Source organism: Peribacillus sp. YIM B13481 (assembly GCF_042787985.1).
GTDB classification, from domain to species: Bacteria; Bacillota; Bacilli; order Bacillales; family DSM-1321; genus Peribacillus; species Peribacillus simplex_A.
The window spans coordinates 24,683-44,738 of record NZ_JBHZPE010000043.1; the positions used below are offsets into that span (position 1 = coordinate 24,683).

General features: G+C 40.9%; 21 protein-coding genes. 12 read left to right on the top strand and 9 right to left on the bottom strand.

Going from position 1 to position 20,056, the window contains the following annotated elements; translation table 11 throughout:
* Window positions 1-282: 282 nt before the first annotated feature.
* Window positions 283-1,341, bottom strand: a complete 1,059-nt coding sequence (gene cax, locus ACFX4X_RS19740) for a calcium/proton exchanger (RefSeq protein ID WP_061465948.1) — start codon at window positions 1,339-1,341, stop codon at window positions 283-285.
* A gap of 188 nt (window positions 1,342-1,529) precedes the next feature.
* Here cax and ACFX4X_RS19745 point away from each other — a divergent pair, with 188 nt between their 5' ends.
* Together ACFX4X_RS19745 and ACFX4X_RS19750 are read left to right on the top strand one after the other, a co-directional pair.
* Window positions 1,530-2,696, top strand: coding sequence for an MFS transporter (locus ACFX4X_RS19745; protein WP_377385651.1), 1,167 nt, complete (start codon window positions 1,530-1,532; stop codon window positions 2,694-2,696).
* Window positions 2,697-3,029: 333 nt separating this feature from the next.
* Window positions 3,030-4,949, top strand: a complete 1,920-nt coding sequence (locus ACFX4X_RS19750; RefSeq protein WP_377385654.1) for a heavy metal translocating P-type ATPase — start codon at window positions 3,030-3,032, stop codon at window positions 4,947-4,949.
* A 412-nt stretch (window positions 4,950-5,361) separates the two neighbouring features.
* Here ACFX4X_RS19750 and ACFX4X_RS19755 read toward each other — a convergent pair whose 3' ends face one another.
* Window positions 5,362-6,201 carry a YihY/virulence factor BrkB family protein gene (locus ACFX4X_RS19755; RefSeq protein WP_377385657.1) on the bottom strand — a complete coding sequence of 280 codons (840 nt, stop codon included), beginning with the start codon at window positions 6,199-6,201 and terminating at the stop codon, window positions 5,362-5,364.
* A 16-nt stretch (window positions 6,202-6,217) separates the two neighbouring features.
* Complete coding sequence (locus ACFX4X_RS19760) at window positions 6,218-6,616, bottom strand: YtxH domain-containing protein (protein ID WP_284471877.1); 399 nt, start codon at window positions 6,614-6,616, stop codon at window positions 6,218-6,220.
* A 230-nt stretch (window positions 6,617-6,846) separates the two neighbouring features.
* Between ACFX4X_RS19760 and ACFX4X_RS19765 the strand changes: the two genes are divergently transcribed.
* The 4 genes from ACFX4X_RS19765 to ACFX4X_RS19780 all read left to right on the top strand — a co-directional run bounded on the left by ACFX4X_RS19765 (window position 6,847) and on the right by ACFX4X_RS19780 (window position 9,196).
* Window positions 6,847-7,071 carry a DUF1128 domain-containing protein gene (locus ACFX4X_RS19765; RefSeq protein WP_377385660.1) on the top strand — a complete coding sequence of 75 codons (225 nt, stop codon included), beginning with the start codon at window positions 6,847-6,849 and terminating at the stop codon, window positions 7,069-7,071.
* Between the two features lie 102 nt (window positions 7,072-7,173).
* Window positions 7,174-8,439 (top strand): molybdopterin molybdotransferase MoeA, encoded by a 1,266-nt coding sequence (locus ACFX4X_RS19770; protein ID WP_377385663.1) that lies wholly within the window; start codon window positions 7,174-7,176, stop codon window positions 8,437-8,439.
* On the top strand, window positions 8,427-8,942 hold the full coding sequence (gene mobB, locus ACFX4X_RS19775; RefSeq protein ID WP_289321108.1) for a molybdopterin-guanine dinucleotide biosynthesis protein B: 516 nt from the start codon (window positions 8,427-8,429) through the stop codon (window positions 8,940-8,942). Before ACFX4X_RS19770 ends, mobB begins: the two co-directional genes overlap by 13 nt.
* An 11-nt stretch (window positions 8,943-8,953) precedes the next feature.
* Window positions 8,954-9,196 carry a DUF2164 domain-containing protein gene (locus ACFX4X_RS19780; RefSeq protein WP_089362615.1) on the top strand — a complete coding sequence of 81 codons (243 nt, stop codon included), beginning with the start codon at window positions 8,954-8,956 and terminating at the stop codon, window positions 9,194-9,196.
* Between the two features lie 41 nt (window positions 9,197-9,237).
* On the opposite strand, the gene map is transcribed toward ACFX4X_RS19780, so the two are convergent.
* The 6 genes from map to ACFX4X_RS19810 all read right to left on the bottom strand — a co-directional run bounded on the left by map (window position 9,238) and on the right by ACFX4X_RS19810 (window position 14,220).
* Window positions 9,238-9,984 carry a type I methionyl aminopeptidase gene (map, locus tag ACFX4X_RS19785; protein WP_061461499.1) on the bottom strand — a complete coding sequence of 249 codons (747 nt, stop codon included), beginning with the start codon at window positions 9,982-9,984 and terminating at the stop codon, window positions 9,238-9,240.
* Between the two features lie 115 nt (window positions 9,985-10,099).
* Window positions 10,100-10,615: a type 1 glutamine amidotransferase domain-containing protein gene (locus ACFX4X_RS19790; RefSeq protein ID WP_317777268.1), complete on the bottom strand. Its 516-nt coding sequence runs from the start codon at window positions 10,613-10,615 to the stop codon at window positions 10,100-10,102.
* A 233-nt stretch (window positions 10,616-10,848) separates the two neighbouring features.
* The gene (locus ACFX4X_RS19795; RefSeq protein ID WP_377385668.1) at window positions 10,849-11,124 is read right to left on the bottom strand and encodes a late competence development ComFB family protein; all 276 of its coding nucleotides are present in this window, start codon (window positions 11,122-11,124) and stop codon (window positions 10,849-10,851) included.
* 51 nt (window positions 11,125-11,175) lie between these two features.
* Window positions 11,176-11,928 (bottom strand): flagellar motor protein MotB, encoded by a 753-nt coding sequence (motB, locus tag ACFX4X_RS19800; RefSeq protein WP_377385671.1) that lies wholly within the window; start codon window positions 11,926-11,928, stop codon window positions 11,176-11,178.
* The gene (gene motA / locus ACFX4X_RS19805; protein WP_377385674.1) at window positions 11,921-12,712 is read right to left on the bottom strand and encodes a flagellar motor stator protein MotA; all 792 of its coding nucleotides are present in this window, start codon (window positions 12,710-12,712) and stop codon (window positions 11,921-11,923) included. The genes motB and motA overlap by 8 nt, the downstream gene beginning before the upstream one ends.
* Before the next feature lie 410 nt (window positions 12,713-13,122).
* The gene (locus tag ACFX4X_RS19810; protein WP_377385677.1) at window positions 13,123-14,220 is read right to left on the bottom strand and encodes an AbrB family transcriptional regulator; all 1,098 of its coding nucleotides are present in this window, start codon (window positions 14,218-14,220) and stop codon (window positions 13,123-13,125) included.
* Between the two features lie 134 nt (window positions 14,221-14,354).
* Here ACFX4X_RS19810 and ACFX4X_RS19815 point away from each other — a divergent pair, with 134 nt between their 5' ends.
* From ACFX4X_RS19815 to ACFX4X_RS19840, 6 genes are all read left to right on the top strand, one after another.
* Window positions 14,355-14,579, top strand: a complete 225-nt coding sequence (locus ACFX4X_RS19815; protein ID WP_377385679.1) for a hypothetical protein — start codon at window positions 14,355-14,357, stop codon at window positions 14,577-14,579.
* 179 nt (window positions 14,580-14,758) lie between these two features.
* The gene (gene mreBH / locus ACFX4X_RS19820; RefSeq protein WP_061461488.1) at window positions 14,759-15,766 is read left to right on the top strand and encodes a rod-share determining protein MreBH; all 1,008 of its coding nucleotides are present in this window, start codon (window positions 14,759-14,761) and stop codon (window positions 15,764-15,766) included.
* A 272-nt stretch (window positions 15,767-16,038) separates the two neighbouring features.
* Window positions 16,039-16,602 (top strand): tyrosine-type recombinase/integrase, encoded by a 564-nt coding sequence (locus tag ACFX4X_RS19825; RefSeq protein WP_061461487.1) that lies wholly within the window; start codon window positions 16,039-16,041, stop codon window positions 16,600-16,602.
* Between the two features lie 51 nt (window positions 16,603-16,653).
* The gene (locus ACFX4X_RS19830) at window positions 16,654-17,151 is read left to right on the top strand and encodes a cation:proton antiporter regulatory subunit (RefSeq protein ID WP_061461485.1); all 498 of its coding nucleotides are present in this window, start codon (window positions 16,654-16,656) and stop codon (window positions 17,149-17,151) included.
* 6 nt (window positions 17,152-17,157) lie between these two features.
* A complete protein-coding gene (locus ACFX4X_RS19835; RefSeq protein ID WP_125162353.1) occupies window positions 17,158-18,384 on the top strand; it encodes a cation:proton antiporter in 1,227 nt (408 codons plus the stop codon).
* 682 nt (window positions 18,385-19,066) lie between these two features.
* Window positions 19,067-19,933 carry a YihY/virulence factor BrkB family protein gene (locus ACFX4X_RS19840; RefSeq protein WP_377385684.1) on the top strand — a complete coding sequence of 289 codons (867 nt, stop codon included), beginning with the start codon at window positions 19,067-19,069 and terminating at the stop codon, window positions 19,931-19,933.
* Window positions 19,934-20,056 lie beyond the last annotated feature (123 nt).

The following is a 20,056-nucleotide window of genomic DNA, read 5'->3' on the forward strand; positions in this document are numbered from 1 at the left end:
TCATACCTATTACACTCTCAGGAGGTATGCTTATCGAACAATCCATGACACCCTTTTAAAGGATGACAGAAAACGAATTCGCCCATACTTAAATCTGATGTAAAAGGATGGTGTAACACTCTAGAATATTTTCTCAACTTTTACAAAAGCATGATGAAAAATTTTGGAAAAACTTATGAATGGTAATTTACTAATATAGAAATGACTCTGCTAAATCTAACCTGAGCAGAGTCATTTTTATTTATATAAAAGAAGACCTTCCGCATCGGAAGGCCTGCATTATTATAATAAGTAAAATCCAATCCCCATGATGAAGTAAGCAGCCAATAGGGTAAGGCCTTCAAACCAGTTCGTTTCCCCGTCATTCGAAATCATGATCATCAGAAAGACTGCTGAAACCATTGAAATCAGTTCTGGCCATGTGAAAATAAGCGGCATATGAGTTGGATACATTAACGAAATCAATACGAGTACAGGAGCTACGAACATCGCTACTTGAAGTGTGGAACCAACGGCAATCTCCACAGCGACATCCATTTTATTTTTATAGGCCATTATGACGGCGGACGCATGCTCTGCCGCGTTACCCACGATCGCAACGATAATGACACCGATGAATAGCTCTGTCCATCCGAAGGTTTCCCCCACTTCGCTGAAGGTATGTACAAGCTTCTCCGATACGAACGCAACAGCCAAAGTAGCGGCAGCAAGTATTATAATTGCCTTTTTCTTACTCCATTCCGGTTCTTCCTCTTCATGTTCCTTGGTTTTCTGGTTATGCTGATATACCCCGCGGTGAGTAACCAATTTAAAGAATAATGCAGCAAGATATAATAAGATCAAAATGATGGAAATTCCGACACTTAACGACATCGTACTTGACTCACTCATGTTTTGTGTGAATACTTCCGGTATGACGAAGGCTACAATAACTGCAAATATTAACAGCCCGGCATTATGCCTGGCATCAAAAACATTAAATTTCTGCCGTTTGTATTTGGTCCCTCCGATGAAGAACGAAAGGCCAGCCACCAACAATAAGTTTCCTAAAACGGAACCAGTCAAAGACGCCAATACAACACCAACCAGCCCCGCCTTTAACGAAAAGACGGATATGATCAATTCAACTGCATTACCAAAGGTTGCATTCAATAGACCGCCAATCCTTGGTCCCATAACAATCGCTAAGCTTTCAGTCGCCCTGCCCATGAAGCCTGCAAGCGCGACGATTGTTAAGCAATATACTATGAACATGATTACGCTCGGCCAATGCAATAAAGACCCAAGGACAGATAATGGGACGCCTAATAGAACAAGCCCCAAAAATATTTTATTCACCATACTTCTCCTCACAATCCTATAGTTCTTTTCATATAACAAAAACTATCATACATAAACTTCGGGCAAAGACAAAGGAAAATTTTTCACCGCTCCTCTTCTTGTCAATATTTACCCAAATCCCTATTGCTTAATCCTCTTTCTAAGATGTAACATCAAAATTGTACACATTTCTTAGGAGACATGATTTTATGAATAATAAACTGCTTTTAAGTGTTTTAATCTTTATTGTCGGCATATCAGGTTTTTCTCAAGGAATGCTTCTGCCGATCATTGCCATCATTTTTGAAAATGACGGAATTAGTTCATCCTTAAACGGGTTTCATGCCGCCTCCCTTTATATTGGGATTCTGTTGATTTCTCCTTTTATGGAAGCACCACTCCGTAAATATGGGTATAAGCCATTGATATTATTTGGCGGGATAACGGTCATTCTCTCTCTTGCCTTATTTCCTGTTTGGAAATCATTCTGGTTTTGGTTCGTACTACGTTTCTTCATTGGAATCGGCGATCATACACTTCACTTTGCTACCCAGACATGGATAACTGCCATTTCACCAATAGCGAAGCGCGGTAGAAATCTCGCTATTTACGGGCTTTTCTTCAGTCTTGGCTTCATGGTTGGCCCGCTAATGACGAAGCTTCTCGAGATTAATCAGTCTTTGCCTTTCATCTTTACATCCATACTCAGTCTTCTTACTTGGTTAACTGTTTTCCTTATTAGAAATGAGCTTCCTGAACAGGATGACCCTGAAAACACATCATTTCTGGGCACACTTAAAAGGTTTACGAAGGTGAGCCGCATAGCTTGGGTCGCTTTTTTACTTCCGTTCACTTTTGGCGTGCTCGAAGCATCATTGAATAGCAACTTTCCAGTTTTCGCCCTGCGCTCCGGAATCGATTTAACTGCGGTATCCATCATAATTCCGGCATTTTCAGGCGGAACTCTGCTTACACAGATTCCCCTGGGTATGATCAGTGACCGCTTTGGCCGGCGAAAGACCTTGCTGACTATCCTCTTTTCGGGCTTTACCATATTTTCTCTAGCAGGTATTTATTCCTATTCAGTGCTTGGACTATTCATCTGCTTCATGCTTGGAGGTATGATGGTTGGTTCGACTTTCTCTCTGGGAATCAGTTATATGGCAGATCTGTTACCTCGAAACCTTTTACCAGCAGGAAATTTATTATGCAGTATTTTCTATAGTCTGGGCAGCATCGGCGGTCCAGTCTTTGGCGGCCTTGTAATAGATCATGTACACAGTGGGAATTTTTTTCATATGATAAATATCATGCTTTTCCTTGTCTTTATTTCATTGGCCTTTTTTAAGGAGAAAATGCCTGCATCTGTTATGTAATATAGTTTATTATCTGGACAATTCCATTTATTATTCAATTTGCATGGTATTTACAATAGCCCTTGTATATTGAAATAACTGGCATTTTATATTTTTTACTAGATTAGAATCATTCTTCTTTATTTTTGAATAGGATATGTGGTAATATAATATTAACAAAAGGGACATCACGTTAATAAATCTTTGTAATCATTGCTGTCATCGCAATTACGATGACAGCTTTCATATTTTATCCAGAGAAATGACGTTGATTATCTTTCTCAATTAGATATTACACAAATGATAATCCATATCATTTACACAAAAATAGAGAAGAATTTGGGAGGGAATCTTATGACTACAGATACTAAACATTTAACCCAACCGGCTACATGCAAAACCTCTTGGTTGGAAAAGGCAAAACCTCATTTAGAACTTATTGCTGCATTATTCAGCGGTTTATTAATAGTTTTGGGCTGGGCTCTTTCAAAGAACGGAATGGAGTCCACTTCCATAGTCATATACTTAGCCTCTTTCCTGATTGGCGGATACGCCAAGGCAAAAGAAGGCATAGAAGATACGATTGCCGACCGGGAATTGAATGTTGAGATGCTGATGATTTTTGCCGCCATCGGTTCTGCGATCATCGGATACTGGACGGAAGGTGCCATATTGATTTTCATCTTCGCTTTAAGCGGTGCGCTTGAGACATACACGATGAATAAAAGCCATAAAGAGATTTCGGCGCTTATGGACTTACAGCCAGAAGAAGCGCTACGCATCACTAACGGATATGAAGAGACCGTATCCGTTTCCCAGTTGCTTGTCGGGGATCTGATTTTAGTGAAACCAGGAGAGAGAGTTCCTTCTGATGGAAAAATCACGGACGGCCGTACCAATCTAGATGAAGCGGCCATCACTGGTGAATCCATACCAGTCAGCAAATCCTTGGATGATGAAGTTTTTGCGGGAACGGTTAATCTCCGTGGGACGATTACCGTGGAAATTACCAAACCAGCAAGTGAAACATTATTTCAAAAAATAATCACTCTCGTTCAATCCGCACAAAGCGAAAAGTCCCCTTCCCAGCTGTTCATTGAACGGTTTGAAGGAACTTATGTAAAAGTCGTATTGACAGTTGTCGGCTTGATGATGTTCGTACCACATTTCATATTGGGCTGGAGCTGGACCGAAACATTCTACAGAGCGATGATCCTGCTCGTTGTCGCTTCTCCTTGTGCCCTTGTGGCATCTATAATGCCAGCTACACTTTCTGCCATTTCAAATGGCGCTCGCCATGGCATTTTATTTAAAGGCGGCATCCATCTTGAGAATCTAGGAAATCTACAGGCTATTGCCCTAGATAAAACCGGAACACTGACAAAAGGTAAACCAGAGGTAACGGATGTTATCATCCGTGAAGATTTAAGCGAAGAAGATTTCTTATTTCATGTTGCTTCTGTTGAAAATTATTCAAACCACCCTTTGGCAACATCAATCGTACGTTATGCTAAAACGAAATTGCAAAAGGACATCATTAAACCGGATAACATGGAAGATATCTCAGGTAATGGGGTTCAAGCTTATTTCAAAGGCATGCTTTGGCAAGTCGGAAAAGCTGATTTCGTCGGCCGCAGCGAAGCCGAACGATTCAAAAACGGCATTGCGCTGACATTTGCTGAACAAGGTAAGACAATTGTTTATGCTAAAGATGATCTAGGGATTGCTGGTATACTCACTTTGAAAGATGTCGTGCGTGAAGAAACGATCGCTGCCATCGAGGCTTTGAAAAATGAGGGGATCCATACCATCATGCTGACAGGTGATGGTGAAAAAACAGCTAAAGCGATTGCGTCGGAGATCCATATTGATGCATATATTGCCGAGTGCCTACCTGAAACCAAAGTGAATGAAGTGAAAAAGCTGAAAGAAAATTTTGGTACAGTAGCAATGGTTGGGGATGGCATCAATGATGCACCTGCACTGGCAACAGCTTCCGTTGGAATAGCAATGGGTGAAGGCACGGATGTTGCCTTGGAGACAGCTGATGTTGTTCTGATGAAGAATGACCTCCCGCGTATCGCGGAAGCCGTCAAATTATCCAAGAAGATGAATCGAATCATCAAACAAAACGTCATTTTCTCGATCTCGGTCATCATGATTCTGATAGCATCCAATTTCCTTCAATTCCTGGACCTTCCATATGGTGTCATTGGCCATGAAGGAAGCACAATCCTTGTTATACTGAATAGCTTAAGACTTTTGAGAAACTAAAATGAAAAAGAAGGAGCCTATAAGGCTCCCCAGAGTGTAGACAAACCCCTTTTCCAAAAGAATTGTTGGAGAAAAAGGGGTTTTTTTATCTTTTAATTAGCATATTTAGTTGTAAATTTGAAAGAAGGACACAATATATTGTTGCTAAACTTTTTATAAAAAAACAGCTGTCGACTTTGTCGACAGCCTGAGGAGCCTATAAGGCTCCCTTTTTTATGTTCGTTTCATTTAATGATATCCGTTCTTACCGTTTGCTGAACCTGATGTTTTATGGTTCGAACCTTTTTTTCCTTTTTGCTTTGTGCTGCCATCCTTTTTACTCATGAAAGAACTCCCCCTCTACAAAAGTTATGTCATTTCTAGAATAGTATCTGCTTCAGGATAGTCCTCTATTACGGGAACTCCAGGAAGATCATTTACATTCTGGATTTTCCTTTTCACTTAACAGGGCATTTATTTCCCCGCCCAGTATGATGATGAGCCCAGATAAATAAAACCAGACCATTAATACGATTATTCCTCCAAGACTTCCATATGTCGCCGAATAATTAGCAAAGTTCTCCACATAAAAAGAAAACAAAAGGGAAACGAGGCTCCATCCTGCCGTTGCAAAGATAGAACCAGGCAATACGGTTAGGCATTTCAGTCTTTTGTTGGGCGCAATCCAATAAAGGATCGTGAACACTATTAAAAATACAAGCGTGCTGATCACCCAGCGCAGTTGATTCCAAATGATTAGAAACTCATCGGATTGTCCAATTTCAGCAAATAGGAATACTCCGATCTGTTTTCCGAATATCGGAAGCAATAAAACGACAATAAACACAAAAATCATCGCTAAAGTGAGAAGAATCGACATTCCCCGGGAAATAAAGAAAGTTCGACTTTCTTTTACACCATATGCTTGATTAAATGCTTTAATGATTGCATTCATCCCATTCGAGGCCGACCATATGGTTCCAATGACACCAAACGACAATAAAGTACTATTCCCTTCCATCACTTCCGAGAGGTTAGCCTCAATTATTTTCATCGAACCCGCGGGTGCATATGTACTTATAGTATTTAAAATATCTTCTTGGGAAAATGGCAGATAGGCCAATAAAGTGAACAAAAAAATAAGTAACGGAAACAGGGAAAGCAAAAAGAAATAAGACAGCTGTGCGGCAAGTCCCGACACATCATCCATCTGTAACCGTTTTATGAATGTCTTGAAGAATGAGCCTTTCAGCCATTCTTTTTTACTGGCCATACCCCCACCCCATTTTTTAATTTGAGGAAACCCGTCCTTGCGGATCCTGACTTGAAGTCGAATCTTCCGGCTCTGCAGCAAAGACTTCCTTCGTCTCTATCACCACTTGCGCAACTTGCGATGGAATATCTTTCATTTCCTCCACCTTTTGGGAAATGAATGATACATCATCGGAAATTTTTTCAACAGTGGAACGGACCTTAGATGATGTTTCACGTACTTGTGAAAGTACCCCATTGGGATTCTTCACTAATTCTTTCATATTACTCAAGCAACTTTTGCTGTTTTCCAATACCGAATAACGCGTATTTTTATCAAAAAGGCTTACTGCAGCCCCTGCTAACGCCCCGATAAAGACCGCTTGCATAAATTTACTTTTCTTGGCACATTTATATTCTTCTCGAATGTTGCTCATATATTCTCCTCCTCGTCATATATTGGTTGATGATAATGGTAGCTATCTCCATTATACAATGTTTAAAAAAGTTTTTTCCTATCTTTTCCCAAACTCTCTCACTTTAAAACACAAAGACGACAAAGTGAATTGAGGCTCAAGCTTCGTTTTCCACCCGAATATTCATTGACTTCTAGGGGTAATCATGCAAAGATGTAAATAATTTAGGAACGTATGAAAGGATGAGGGGTATGGATTTAACACAAAACACAGCCGAAAGTGTCGAGTTTATGGTTGAAGCAATTAAGGATAAATTGAAGGTGATGAACTTCGGTGCAATCAAATCAACCCATTTTGATATCGAAATGTACGAAGAACTGCACGCTATTTATAAAATGGTGATGAAAAAAAACAATTTCAGTGTCCGTGAAATGGAAGCGATCGCTGAAGAACTTGGAAGACTGCGTAATAAGTAACATTCAAATCCTCCCATTCCGGTGAGGATTTTTTCAATTTTTAAAGATTTCTGCTACATTTGATATAGAACTTATTGTTGAAAACAGACAGGAGTTGTAAGCATGATAGATAGAAGAACGCCCATCAGTATCGCTGAAGCAGTGGAAAAAGTGATGAAGCATAAATTAGGAGGAGAAGTGGAGCTGATTCCCCTGGAAGAAAGTCAAGATCGTTTTTTGGCTCAAGATATTACAGCTACAAATGATGTTCCGCATTTTAATCGCTCGCCATATGATGGATTCACCCTCAGGTCCAGGGATACCGTTGAAGGTTCCATAAATAACCCACTCGAATTCGAAGTGGTTGAAGAGTTAGCTGCAGGTATGGTATCGACTATCCCCGTGCAAAAAAAACAAGTTGCAAGAATCATGACTGGAGCTCAGATGCCAGCTGGGTGTGATGCCGTAATTATGCTCGAGCTCACGAAGGAATTCGAAAAGGATGGAAAGAAGTACATATCATTTAAACGCTCACTTAAAGAAGGGGAAAATGTTTCTTTTCAAGGTGAGGACGCAAAGAAAGGGGATCTTCTTGTAAAAAAAGGAACAGCGATCAATCCAGGGATCATCGGCTTACTGGCAACATTCGGTTATGCAGAAGTCCCTGTTGCCAAAAAGCCTGTCGTCGGATTATTCGCTACTGGTTCGGAACTACTTGATGTTAATGAACCTTTGCAGCCCGGGAAGATTCGCAACAGCAATTCGTATGCCCTTTCCGCTCAAATACGGAGGGCGGGAGGAGAAGTCCGTTTTTATGGAAAGCTTAAAGATGAATTCGAATTAAGCTACGAAGCCATTTCAACGGCTTTGGAGGAAGTCGATCTACTCATTACAACTGGAGGCGTTTCCGTCGGTGATTTTGACCTTCTCCCAGATATTTATCAAAAAATTGGCGCTGATGTCTTATTCAACAAAGTGGCCATGCGCCCTGGCAGCGTGACGACCGTAGCCGTATATAATAACAAGATTTTATTCGGTTTATCCGGTAATCCATCCGCCAGTTATGTCGGCTTTGAACTATTTGCAAGACCCATCATCCGCACCATGCTGTTTTCGGAACATCCGCATTTACGAAAAGAGACTGCTCAATTGGCAGAGGACTTCTTAAAGCCCAACCCATTCTCACGTCTGCTTCGAACCCGACTATTTTACGAATCCGGCCGGTTGAAGGTAATTCCTAGTGGTGTGGATAAATCCAATATTACAACAAGCCTGGCTGGTGCCAATTCATTGACTGTATTACCTGGGGGGACCCGTGGCTTTCAAACTGGAGATATCGTGGACGTTCTGCTTCTCGATGACCAAGAAGGAAGCAAATGGCCTTGGTAAAACCCTTTATTTTTCAAGTGGTTGGCTACCAAAATAGAGGAAAAACGACATTCATAACGAATATAATCGAAAAGCTTCGCGCAGTAAAATTAGAAACAGCCATTTTAAAACACCATGGGCATGGCGGAAAACCAGATATCACTGGTATGAAGGATTCCCATAAACACTTTCAGGCTGGGGCAGCCGCTTCACTTGTTGAAGGAGACGGGACAATAGAATTGCTCGGCAATTTCAAGGGCGAAGCCCCTATCGCTGAGTTGATTCAATTATTGGGTCTATTTCTCCCAGATGTGATTTTAATTGAAGGTTATAAGCAAGAGGACTTTCCTAAGGTCATTATAATCAAAGAAGAGAGTGACCTCCTGCTATTGGAAAGACTTACGAATGTCAAAGCAGCGGTGGCTTGGCCTGAATGTCTGGAACGAACCAGGGATCATGCTTCAGTACCCGTCTTCCCTTTGGATTCGGATCAATTCATTCCATGGTTTTTAAAACAAATATGAAGGAGGGCACAATGTTCATTCAATTTCCCTTAGAGAAACGCCGCAAGATGATCGAACGTATCCAAGAATATGTGTATCAGGAACATGGCAAGGAAATCGGTGAAATCGCTGCTGAAAATCACTTGCAATTCATTTTGGAAAACATCGCTCCCTTTATTTATAATGAAGGCATTAATGATGCGAAAAAAGTGATTGAGGACAGATTAGGCAATATTGAAGAGGATTTATATTCATTGGAACGACCGATTGATTAAAATGAAAAAACAGCATCATAATTGATGCTGTTTTATTACGTTCATTGTTCTGTCAGAATAAGCGGACCGTTTTTCGTGATGGCAATCGTATGCTCATATTGAGCCGAGTATTTCCCGTCTGCAGTGGAAGCCGTCCATCCATTCGCATCCCTGCTGGCTTTATATGTACCTACGTTTACCATTGGTTCGATAGTGAATACCATACCTTCTTTAAGACGCGGACCTTTATTCGGCAGCCCATAATGCGGAACTTGCGGCTCTTCATGAATGACATTTCCTATCCCATGTCCGATGAAATCACGAACGACCGAGAAGCCTTCCGCTTCGACATAGGTTTGAATGGCATGACCAATATCACCAATCCGATTGCCTTCCACACACACTTCAATCGCCTTATATAAAGATTCCTTCGTCACATGCACTAAATGTTCAGTTTCCTTGGAAACCTTTCCGACCGTATACGTCCAGGCAGAGTCGGAAAGGGCCCCGTTATAATTGACGACCATATCAATCGTTACGATATCTCCATTTTTCAAAGGGGTCTTACGGGGGAAACCATGACAGATTTCTTCATTTATGCTGGCACATGTCGCATACTCATACCCCTTGTAACCCTTTTGTTCCGGCTTCGCTCCATGTTTTTTTAAGAATCCTTCGACAAATTCTTCTATTTCCCATGTTGTCACACCAGGAACAATCAACTTTGCAATCTCCCTATGACAAGCTGCCAAAATTTTACCCGATTCATGCATCGCTTGAATTTCACGTGCAGATTTTAATACAATCAATCGTGACACTTCCTTTTTTATTCGTCTCTCCTTTTATTTTACTGCAAAGATTGAAGTATATGAATCCTTTAAATCTTATTAAATAAAAAATCCCGGCAGCTGCCGGGATTTTTCATTATTTCAATAGATTAAGCGATTCCCGGTTAAATGCCGGAAGATCATCTGGCGTCCTGCTGGTTACAAGCTGATTGCCGCATACAACGACCTCTTTGTCCAAATATGTGGCACCTGCATACTCCATATCCACTTTAATGGATGTATATCCTGTTGCGTGGCGTCCTTCAAGTGTTTTCGCTGTAATCAGCAACTGCGGTCCATGACAAATTGCAAATACAGGCTTTTTATCATCCATGAACGATTTGGCGAACGATGCGAAGCGTTCATCAGCACGCAGTTGATCAGGCGAGAACCCTCCTGGGATGAACAATGCATCGAAGTTCTCTGGTTTCACCGAATCGATGCTTTCATCAATCTCTACTTCTACTTCCCCTTGTTTCCCTTTAACAATTTTCCCTTTTTCCATTTCAATCGTCGTAACCGTATGGCCGGCTTCTTCAAATGCATTTGCGGGTTCACTGTACTCCGAGTCCTCAAACATATTCGTTACTACACATGCGATATTTTTACCCATGAAAATTCATCTCCTCAATTTTTGATCGAATGAACTTACTTTGTACTTTAATTATGTTCCCTCTTGCAGCATGAATAAAACACAATTTAAAGATGTCACTACCAAAAATCATTTCCGTTCATTTGAGTGAGATCCCGCTAAAATTTCCGACATTCTTTCGGAGGTTGCTACACCTCGGCTTTAAAATCTAAAAGATAAGGGGTTCCTGACCTCTTTTCTTTTTCCAAGCCTGATCAACGTTTGGGATACTGGCCAACAACGTGTATGGGATTGATGATTCTTTTGTTGATCCACTTCTTGTTCTCTTCTGTATTCAAATTTTCAAATATCCTTTTCCGCCGTTCTTCCGTGGTTACATAGTAATTAGGCAGGTTATTCAGTGATAATGTGATGATGTCATTTTTACATTTGCTGCACGAACAAAATGTTTGGTATTCCATACCTGATATTAAAACCTTGACCCATGTCACAACGATCTCTTCCATCACGTTTGTATATTGTCTTTCCATACATTCTCCTTCAAGAAGAAAAACCCGTCCATATTATGGCAGGGTTTTCACTCATTTATTGCTGTCCCTTGGAACAATCAGGATTTCAACTCTCCGGTTTTTCGCTCTTCCTATTTTCGTTGCATTAGAAGCAACCGGCTTGAATTCCCCATGTCCCTTGGCACTGAACATTTCGGGATCCAACTCTTTATTTTCGAGGAGAAGTTTCATGAAATTCACGGATCGCATCACGCTCAGATCCCAGTTGGATTCATACCGGGAATTTTTAATTGGAACATCATCGGTATGTCCGCTTACGATAATGTTTCTGGGTAAGTCCATGACCAGTAAATACGAGATTTCCTTAGCGATTTTTCGGTTTTCACTTTTCACTTTAGCCACACCCGATTCAAACAGCACGTTTTCCCTAATTGAAATCAACATGCCTTCATCCGTAAGGTTCGTTCCCAATTTATCCGTTAAATCATTCTTCTTTATATAGGAATTTACACGTTTCTGAACTTCCCTAAGTTTTTCTTGTTCGTTTTTCCCTAACTTCTTAAGATCTTCTGCCCCTGATCTTTGCTCTGGTGATGTAGGCTCATTGCTGGGGGAATCACTTGGGAATTCCATAAAACCCGTCCCGCTCGTAAAGACCTGGTTAAATACATTGGACAACTGCTGGAACCTTACTGCATCAACCGAACTTGAAGCGAATAAGACGATAAAAAGCGCAAGAAGCAATGTTAAGATATCGGCATAAGGAACCAACCATGATTCATCGATATGCTCTTCATGCCTTTGTTTCTTTTTTCGCCTAGCCATCTTCTCTCACATCGCCTTCTAACCACTTTTTACGATCTCCAGCAGGCAAATATGATGTTAATTTCTGTTCAATCGTCCTTGGCGCTTCCCCTTCGATGATCGACAAAATCCCTTCTATCATCATTTCTTTGATCCGGACTTCCTGCTTGGATTTCCGTTTGAGCTTATTGGCAAATGGATGCCATAACACATACCCCGTGTAAATCCCCATCAAGGTTGCAACGAAAGCGGCAGATATCGCATGTCCCAATGCCTCCGTGTCAGCCATATTACCCAATGCAGCAATCAGCCCGATTACCGCACCCAATACACCAAGTGTCGGTGCGTATGTTCCGGCTTGACTGAAAATCGCTGCCGCACTCAGATGACGTTCTTCCATCGCGTCTATTTCCTCTGCTAAAATATCACGAATATAATCGGCACTCTGACCTTCGACTGCAAGATTCAAGCCATTTTTCAAAAAAGTATTATCCACTTGATCCGAAATGCTTTCCAATGCCAATAAGCCTTCTTTCCTGGCAATGACCGCCCATTCCGAAAAAGTTTTTATTAATTCTTCAGGCTTTGTCAATTTTTGTTCAAAGAATAAAATCTTGAATATTTTTGGTAGTCTTTTTAATTCTGGCAAAGGGAAAGCCGTTACGACAGCAGCTATCGTCCCTACAATAATGATCATAATAGCTGCAGGGTTAATCAACGCTGTAACACTAACGCCTTTCAACACCATTCCGACTAAGATGGCCACACTACCCAGAACTACGCCCAAAACTGATGTTATATCCATATTACTCACCCATTCATTTAAAGTCTCGTCTCCTCCTTATATCGGATGAAGTTTAAAAAAAGTGAGGATTATTTTACTAATTTTAAATTTAATTAAATTACCACAAATCCCACCTTTTCCACTACTTGCAAGGTCAAATTCAACAGCCATATTTCAATAACCCAGGTAAAAATTCCGTCGAAAATGGAATTTCAGGGCGTTTCGTTCGTGAGTTTCGCTTTGCGCCTGAAAATTGTTCATTTACTCTTAAGTTTCGGTGCTTTACTCGTGAGTTTCATGCTTTTACTCGTGAATTTCGCCGCTTTACTCGTGAGTTTCGTGCTTTTACTCGTGAGTGCTACCCTTTTATGGGCAACATGCTAAAAGTTTTCGACATAGTAATTCCATATTGAAAACAGGGACAAAGCCTGTCAGCTTTGTCCCTGTTTCTGCTTCCCATGGATTCTTCCATCCAACCATTTTATGATGGGTGATAGAAAAAATAAAATGAATAAGATCCTGAATAAATGAAAGCTTGTGACAACGGATAAATCCACATGTACAGACATGGCTGTGACTGCCATTTCGGCCACGCCGCCTGGCGCCATGCTCAAAAATAATTCGTTCGCCTGCAAGGATAGGATCGGAGCAAATTGAATGGAAAGATAATAGCAAAATCCAATTAACAGGACATTACTGAGGAATACGGCCCCGAACATCTTTCTGAAAAGTCGGGGATTATCAACCTTCAGTGTGTAGCCTAAATGTGCGCCAATCAACAATTGTGAAAAGTTCAGCCAAAAGTCAGGAATTTGCGGGGCACCTGGACCTACTAAATTAAATAAGGCTGCGGCCATGAGAGGTCCTAGTAAAAAAGGCAGCGGGAAATTCGCCTTCTTTGTGATGTAGATGAATAATAGCAAGGTTGCCAACATCATGATTGCTAACTTCCCATCATATTCAAATAAGAAAAACGGCCGCTCCGATTTGGCCAATACCGCACCTGATTCAACTGACATTACATGGGTCACAAGCCAAGGAACAATGGATATCACAAGGATGACCCTAAGTGTTTGCATGAAACCTACAACCGTTTCATCACTATCCTTCATTTCCTCACTTAAGACCACCATCTGGGATAGACCTCCCGGAAAACTGCCAAGCATGGAAGTGCTCAATGATAAGTCCATTCGCTTCCCTATAAACCAGCCAGTCAAAACTGTAAACAAAATGATTGCGATTGTCGTAAAAAGCATAACCGGCAAATATTCAAGCATCTCATTTAACGATTGTTTCGTGAATGAACTGCCCAGTTGCAAACCAAGAATGACTAATCCTGTGCTTCTAAAGGTTTTAGACCAAAACATGTACTTCCCTAACTTCACTTTCGCAATCATCACCACGAATAATGGTCCTAGCATCCATGGTAAGTATATCCCAAGGCAATCAAACGCATATCCACCCAGGAAAGCTAGAAAAGATGTAAAGATGACTCTAAAACTCTTACTCTCGATTAAATTTGCACTCACAAAATTACCTACTTTATCTAAGCGGATTTTCATCTATATTTTAACATAAAATAAGCTGGTTCAAAGCTGTCTTGCACCCTTTCAACTGAAGCGAGGGGTATGATGGGGAAAATACGAGGAAGCGAGAATTACTTATGACTTACGAGATTGGAAATAATTTAAAAATCTGCCTTGCCGGTCATCCTGGGTTTCATTTTCCTTTTCTTGGATTACCGCTGATCCTTTCACATTTTTTTGCCGTCGTGGCCAATTTATTTGGCGGCTATTGTGCAGATCGATTTGGTAGTCAACAGCAAGCATTTGTATCCAAGCTTGCCCTTACACATATGAGGGGAAATATTTTGCAGCATCTGCAATAGGCAGAATGTTGGCCCCGCTCTCCATCGCCAGCGCATTTTTATATTTCATCATGTTTTCGCTCTATGGAATAGGAACAGTTCGGCATTTCCACTATTTACTAGATTTCCCACCCCCACAAACTCGCTACAAAAGGTAGAATGAATATATAGGGGTCAAACTCTTATGGAGGGGTGACTAGATGTTATCAAATACAGAAATAGGCATTGACTTAGGAACTGCAAATACGCTAGTTTACAGTAAAAATAAAGGAATCGTATTTAATGAGCCATCGGTGGTGGCCATTGATATAGAGACTAATAAAGTATTGGCAGTCGGTGTGGATGCTAAAAACATGATCGGGAAAACACCTGGAAATATCGTTGCGATCCGTCCACTTAAGGACGGTGTCATTGCGGATTTTAATGTAACCGCGCAAATGCTTCGGGAAATCATGAAAAAAGCAAGTAAGGCATTAGGCTTATCGATTCGAAAGCCTAGTGTAGTGGTCTGTACACCATCAGGTTCCACATCAGTTGAGAGAAGGGCCATTCAGGATGCTGTCAAAAGCTGCGGAGCCAAACAGGTCCACCTTATCGAGGAACCAGTAGCGGCAGCAATCGGCGCAGGCCTGCCTGTCGAAGAGCCCATTGCCAATGTCATCGTTGATATCGGCGGCGGCACGACTGAGGTCGCAATCATATCTTACGGCGGCGTCGTTTCTTGTAATTCAATTAGAATTGGCGGAGATCAATTGGATGAAGATATCAGCCAATATGTTAGAAAAAAACATAATGTGCTGATCGGGGAAAGAACAGCCGAGGAAATAAAAAAAGAAATTGGCTACGCACTCGTTGAACATCCTGTGATCACCATGGAAGTTAGGGGCCGCGATCTTGTAACGGGTCTTCCAAAGCCGATTACAATATCATCCACTGACGTCCAGGAAGCCATCCAAGAATCGCTTCTTCATATATTGGAAGCAATCAGGGCCACTTTGGAAGACTGTCCTCCTGAATTAAGCGGGGATATCGTCGATCAAGGTGTCATTTTATCCGGCGGGGGTGCACTTCTCAACGGGATACAAGAATGGCTGACGAATGAAATTGTCGTCCCAGTCCAACTTGCAGATAATCCGCTTGAATCAGTTGCCATCGGAACAGGGCTTTCACTTGAGGTCATTCACAAATTACAAAAAGCCGTATATTAAAATGATGAAGGAATCCCAACTTGGGGTTTCTTTTTTTTATCTACAAAGCCTGATGTTCCCATGATGCTAAAAATAATCTCCACATTTTAAAGTTAAATAACTTCCCTGATATATTTTACCTCGTTTGGGTGGAGAATAAGGAAAATGGTTTTTAGTTCGACAGTATGCGTTGCTTTTTGGGAAAGATTATTTCTCCAGGACTAAACTCATGCAATGTAACATAAGTTATGATACAATATAATTATGTTACATTGGTAAGAGGAGAAGATCTTATGGAATATGTAGAAGCCTTTAAGGATATCAATCAGATCAGCAAAATTAAAACATACTTACGAGCTCATTCCAGTCGGGATTATTTATTGTTCGTACTTGGCATCAATACTGGTATGAAGATAAATGAAATGCTCGAAATCACCGCCGCCAACGTTCTCGATGAAACTGGAAAAATCAAGGAGTTCTATGAGCAACGGATGGAAAATGACGAGGTCAACCAAATTTATTTGAACCTGAAAGTCCGAACTGCCTTACAAGAATACCTTAAAGGTTCGAAGGTTATCGAAGGTCAGTTTTTATTTCTTTCCCCTAAGACGAAAAAGCCAATTACACGTCAACAGGCGCACCGGATTATCCATGATGCTGTGGAAGGTGCAGGTCTGACAGGTAAATTCGGAGCAAGTTCGATGCGTAAAACTTTTGGCTACCATGCCTATAAACAAGGAGTTTCACTAGCCTTGATACAAAAGCATTACCATCATTCAAGTCCATCGGAGACATTAAAATACATCGGCATATCCAAGGAGAAGAAATTCAAGACGAATATTGACGTTAACTTATAACATTCTGCTATCTTCTGTAAACTCTAACCAACATTTTAAGGAGGAATTCCAGTGAGAATTAGAGAAAGTGAACTTCCTGGTATTGGTCAAAAATTTGAAATCATAACAAGGAATGATGAAAAGTTAGTAATCGTCATTCACGATGACGGCCGTCGGGAATTATACCATTTTGATAGTGAACATGAAGACGTCATATCGAGCATCACCCTTAACGATCAAGAATCACGGCAAATGGCTTCCATCATAGGCGGAATGGTTTATAAACCACAAGCACTTGAAACGATTGAAATGTCATTGGGAGACTTAGTGATTGAATGGTTCAAAGTGGAACCTGGTTCCAAGGCCATCAATCAAACGATCGGATCGATAGATATCAGGAGCAATTATAACGTAACCGTCATTGCCCATTCGAAAAAAGGAAAAAAACAACTGAATAATCCTGGTCCCGACTCTATCATCGAAACAGGCGATACCCTTGTGATATCCGGGGAAAGAAAAGATATCCGTAACCTGACAAGAGAATTATTGACCGACGAAAGGAGTGACTAAGCTCATATGGACCATTTAGTCTTTGAAGTGGGAACTGCCCTACTTCTAGTAGCATTGGCTGCTCTCGTTGCAGGTAAATTTAAAATCTCAAATGTTCCACTATTAATTATCATCGGGATGCTCGTTGGCCCTCATGCCCCACAATTCGGATTAATTGACCTACGTTTCATTGAAAGTGATGAAATCATAGCGTTCCTCGGACGTGTCGGTATCTTATTCCTTCTTTTTTACTTAGGTCTGGAATTTTCCGTTAAAAAGCTTATGAAGTCCGGGAAAAATATCGTGACAGGCGGAACGTATTACATTGTAATCAACGCCGGATTAGCCTTTGTATATGGTTTCCTTCTCGGTCTTCCTTTAAAAGAAGTACTAATATTAACGGGGATAATCAGCTTTTCATCCAGCGCCATTGTGGCAAAGGTGCTTGTGGACCTTAAAAGGACCGGGAACAATGAAACGGAGCTTATCCTTGGCATCATCATGTTTGAAGATATATTCCTCGCTGTTTATTTATCAGTCGTATCCGGATTGGTATTAAGCTCCTCTGGTTCCATTTGGGGAACGTTACTTTCCACTTTTATCGCGATTGGGTATATGCTTGTATTTTTTGTTATCGCCCGGAAAGCATCTGGGATCCTTAACAAATTATTCAATATAACCTCTGATGAGATTTTTATCATCGTCGTGTTCGCTTTACTATTCTTCATTGCAGGTTTCTCGGAAACGATTCATGTTGCGGAAGCCATTGGTGCATTACTGCTCGGCCTAGTCTTTTCTGAGACGGAACACAGCGACAGGATTGAGAAACTTGTCATTCCCTTTAGAGATTTCTTCGGGGCCATATTCTTCTTTAGCTTTGGATTGAGTATCGATCCGACGACGCTTGGTGGAGCTGTCTGGATGGTTCTTGGAGCTGTCATCATCACTATAATCGGTAACTTTGTTGCTGGTATGATTGCCGGACGCAAATCCGGTTTATCTCACAGAGCTTCCGCAAACATCGGTTTAACGATCGTTTCACGTGGCGAATTCTCCATAATTTTGGCAAACCTAGGCATTGCCGGCGGTTTAATGCCTATACTAACCCCGTTCGCGGCACTTTATGTTTTGACCTTAGCGATTCTTGGGCCGATCCTTACAAAAGAATCCAAACACATCTATAATATCCTAAATAAAGTCTTCAAATGGACCCCGCCCAAGGTTCCAAAGGAACAGGGAAAAGAAGTGCAATAGATAAAAAAGCCAGACAAGCTGTCTGGCTTTTTTTTCCGTTTACCTATAATAACACGCTCGAAATAACCTCCATATTTTCCTAGTTATTATTATACTTGTTATAAAGGGGGCAAAAAACATGAATCTTTCTTTGAAAAGAGCCATTAGATATTTAATATTCCTAGTAGTATTATCGGGCGGATTATTCATAGGATTAAAGTACCAACAGCACCTATTTAAGCTTAGCCGCGAAACATACGAGATTAAGGGGTACTTGTTGTTCGAATCTTCATTCCCGATTTTCCTGGGCATGGTACTCGCCATACCCCGAATTCTGCAAATTTTTTCAAAAAAGGGAATTTAAAAGGGAATTCGCTAAAAATAGTCATCCTTGGCTTGCCATTCCTTTACTTCGCCATCATTCCGATTTTGTATTTCTCTGAAGCAGTTAAAATTGATTTGCCCCTCTCAAAGCTGGTTTTTGGTTATTTCGGCGAAAATGGATCCACCACATTAAATACGATCACTAGAGTAATTGCAGGTTATATCATTGTTACAAGCTTCTACAAGCGGGCGGATTAAACATGAAAGGGACTTCTTCTTTGGAAGACCATTTCAATTTCTTTTAATTTTTGAGGATTAACTTACATGAACAGAGGGAAAAGAAGCAGATAACCTAAGTAACTATTCAGGAGTGATGCGAATGAATAAGTCGATTAAATTTTCAAAGGAACTGATTAAAGAAATAAAGGAAGATCGTGTAACGGGGCTGGCCGCTGAACAAGCTTATTACTATTTACTCGCACTATTCCCTTTACTCATTTTACTGCTGTCCATATTACCCTATCTGAATATTGATATTCAGACAGCCCTGGACACGATAAAAACCTTCATGCCTACGGAAACGATGGAAGTCATCGAGAAAAATATCATCAACATATTATCTGAACGGAACGGCGGCTTACTGACTTTTGGTTTCCTTGGCACCATATGGTCCGCTTCCAACGGAATGAATGCATTCATCCATTCCATGAATATCGCTTATGATGTCGAAGAAACAAGGAATTTCCTTAAAGCCCGCTTCATCTCCATTATGTTGACATTAGGCTTGGTTGTAGCATTCATCGTCATGTTGGGTCTCCCAGTCTTCGGAAAAGTCATCATCGATATATTACAGCAAGTCATTCCGATTCCTGAAGAAATGCAAATTTTATTCAGCTTATTACGGTGGGTTATCGCAGTTGCAGTCATCTCACTCGTCCTGACTTTTCTATATCGCTTTGCACCTAATAAAAGTTTTCCCATTAAACATGTCATCCCCGGGGCAGTGACCGCAACTGTACTTTGGCTGGGAATATCACTTGGATTTTCATTCTATGTCAGTAACTTTGCCAACTATTCTTCCACATACGGCAGTTTAGGAGGCGTCATCATCTTGATGCTATGGCTGTATTTGAGTGGTCTGATTTTTGTGATTGGCGGAGAAATAAATGCAATCCTTCATCGCCAAAATTCCATTACAAAAAAACAGTCACGTACGATCGTACATCCTGTCCCGCTTAAAAGATAAAATCATGAATTTCGATGGAATAAACTAAGAAAGCGGCTATCCCATTTGAACTGTGCCCCATTTTACGGACAGTATAAAAAAGTGCCTAAGCAGCTAATAAATGGTCCCGGTATTGTACCGGGG

Excerpts from the sequence above, each read along its gene's own strand:
- ACFX4X_RS19815 (WP_377385679.1), top strand. The coding sequence starts at position 14,355 with ATGACTTACGAGATTGGAAATAATTTAAAAATCTGCCTTGCCGGTCAT.
- cax (WP_061465948.1), bottom strand. The coding sequence starts at position 1,341 with ATGGTGAATAAAATATTTTTGGGGCTTGTTCTATTAGGCGTCCCATTA.
- ACFX4X_RS19835 (WP_125162353.1), top strand. The coding sequence starts at position 17,158 with ATGGACCATTTAGTCTTTGAAGTGGGAACTGCCCTACTTCTAGTAGCA.
- ACFX4X_RS19755 (WP_377385657.1), bottom strand. The coding sequence starts at position 6,201 with ATGGCCAGTAAAAAAGAATGGCTGAAAGGCTCATTCTTCAAGACATTC.
- motA (WP_377385674.1), bottom strand. The coding sequence starts at position 12,712 with ATGGATATAACATCAGTTTTGGGCGTAGTTCTGGGTAGTGTGGCCATC.
- ACFX4X_RS19790 (WP_317777268.1), bottom strand. The coding sequence starts at position 10,615 with ATGGGTAAAAATATCGCATGTGTAGTAACGAATATGTTTGAGGACTCG.
- ACFX4X_RS19780 (WP_089362615.1), top strand. The coding sequence starts at position 8,954 with ATGTTCATTCAATTTCCCTTAGAGAAACGCCGCAAGATGATCGAACGT.
- ACFX4X_RS19750 (WP_377385654.1), top strand. The coding sequence starts at position 3,030 with ATGACTACAGATACTAAACATTTAACCCAACCGGCTACATGCAAAACC.
- ACFX4X_RS19825 (WP_061461487.1), top strand. The coding sequence starts at position 16,039 with ATGGAATATGTAGAAGCCTTTAAGGATATCAATCAGATCAGCAAAATT.
- ACFX4X_RS19840 (WP_377385684.1), top strand. The coding sequence starts at position 19,067 with ATGAATAAGTCGATTAAATTTTCAAAGGAACTGATTAAAGAAATAAAG.
- mobB (WP_289321108.1), top strand. The coding sequence starts at position 8,427 with ATGGCCTTGGTAAAACCCTTTATTTTTCAAGTGGTTGGCTACCAAAAT.
- mreBH (WP_061461488.1), top strand. The coding sequence starts at position 14,759 with ATGTTATCAAATACAGAAATAGGCATTGACTTAGGAACTGCAAATACG.
- ACFX4X_RS19765 (WP_377385660.1), top strand. The coding sequence starts at position 6,847 with ATGGATTTAACACAAAACACAGCCGAAAGTGTCGAGTTTATGGTTGAA.
- ACFX4X_RS19745 (WP_377385651.1), top strand. The coding sequence starts at position 1,530 with ATGAATAATAAACTGCTTTTAAGTGTTTTAATCTTTATTGTCGGCATA.
- motB (WP_377385671.1), bottom strand. The coding sequence starts at position 11,928 with ATGGCTAGGCGAAAAAAGAAACAAAGGCATGAAGAGCATATCGATGAA.
- ACFX4X_RS19795 (WP_377385668.1), bottom strand. The coding sequence starts at position 11,124 with ATGGAAAGACAATATACAAACGTGATGGAAGAGATCGTTGTGACATGG.
- ACFX4X_RS19760 (WP_284471877.1), bottom strand. The coding sequence starts at position 6,616 with ATGAGCAACATTCGAGAAGAATATAAATGTGCCAAGAAAAGTAAATTT.
- ACFX4X_RS19770 (WP_377385663.1), top strand. The coding sequence starts at position 7,174 with ATGATAGATAGAAGAACGCCCATCAGTATCGCTGAAGCAGTGGAAAAA.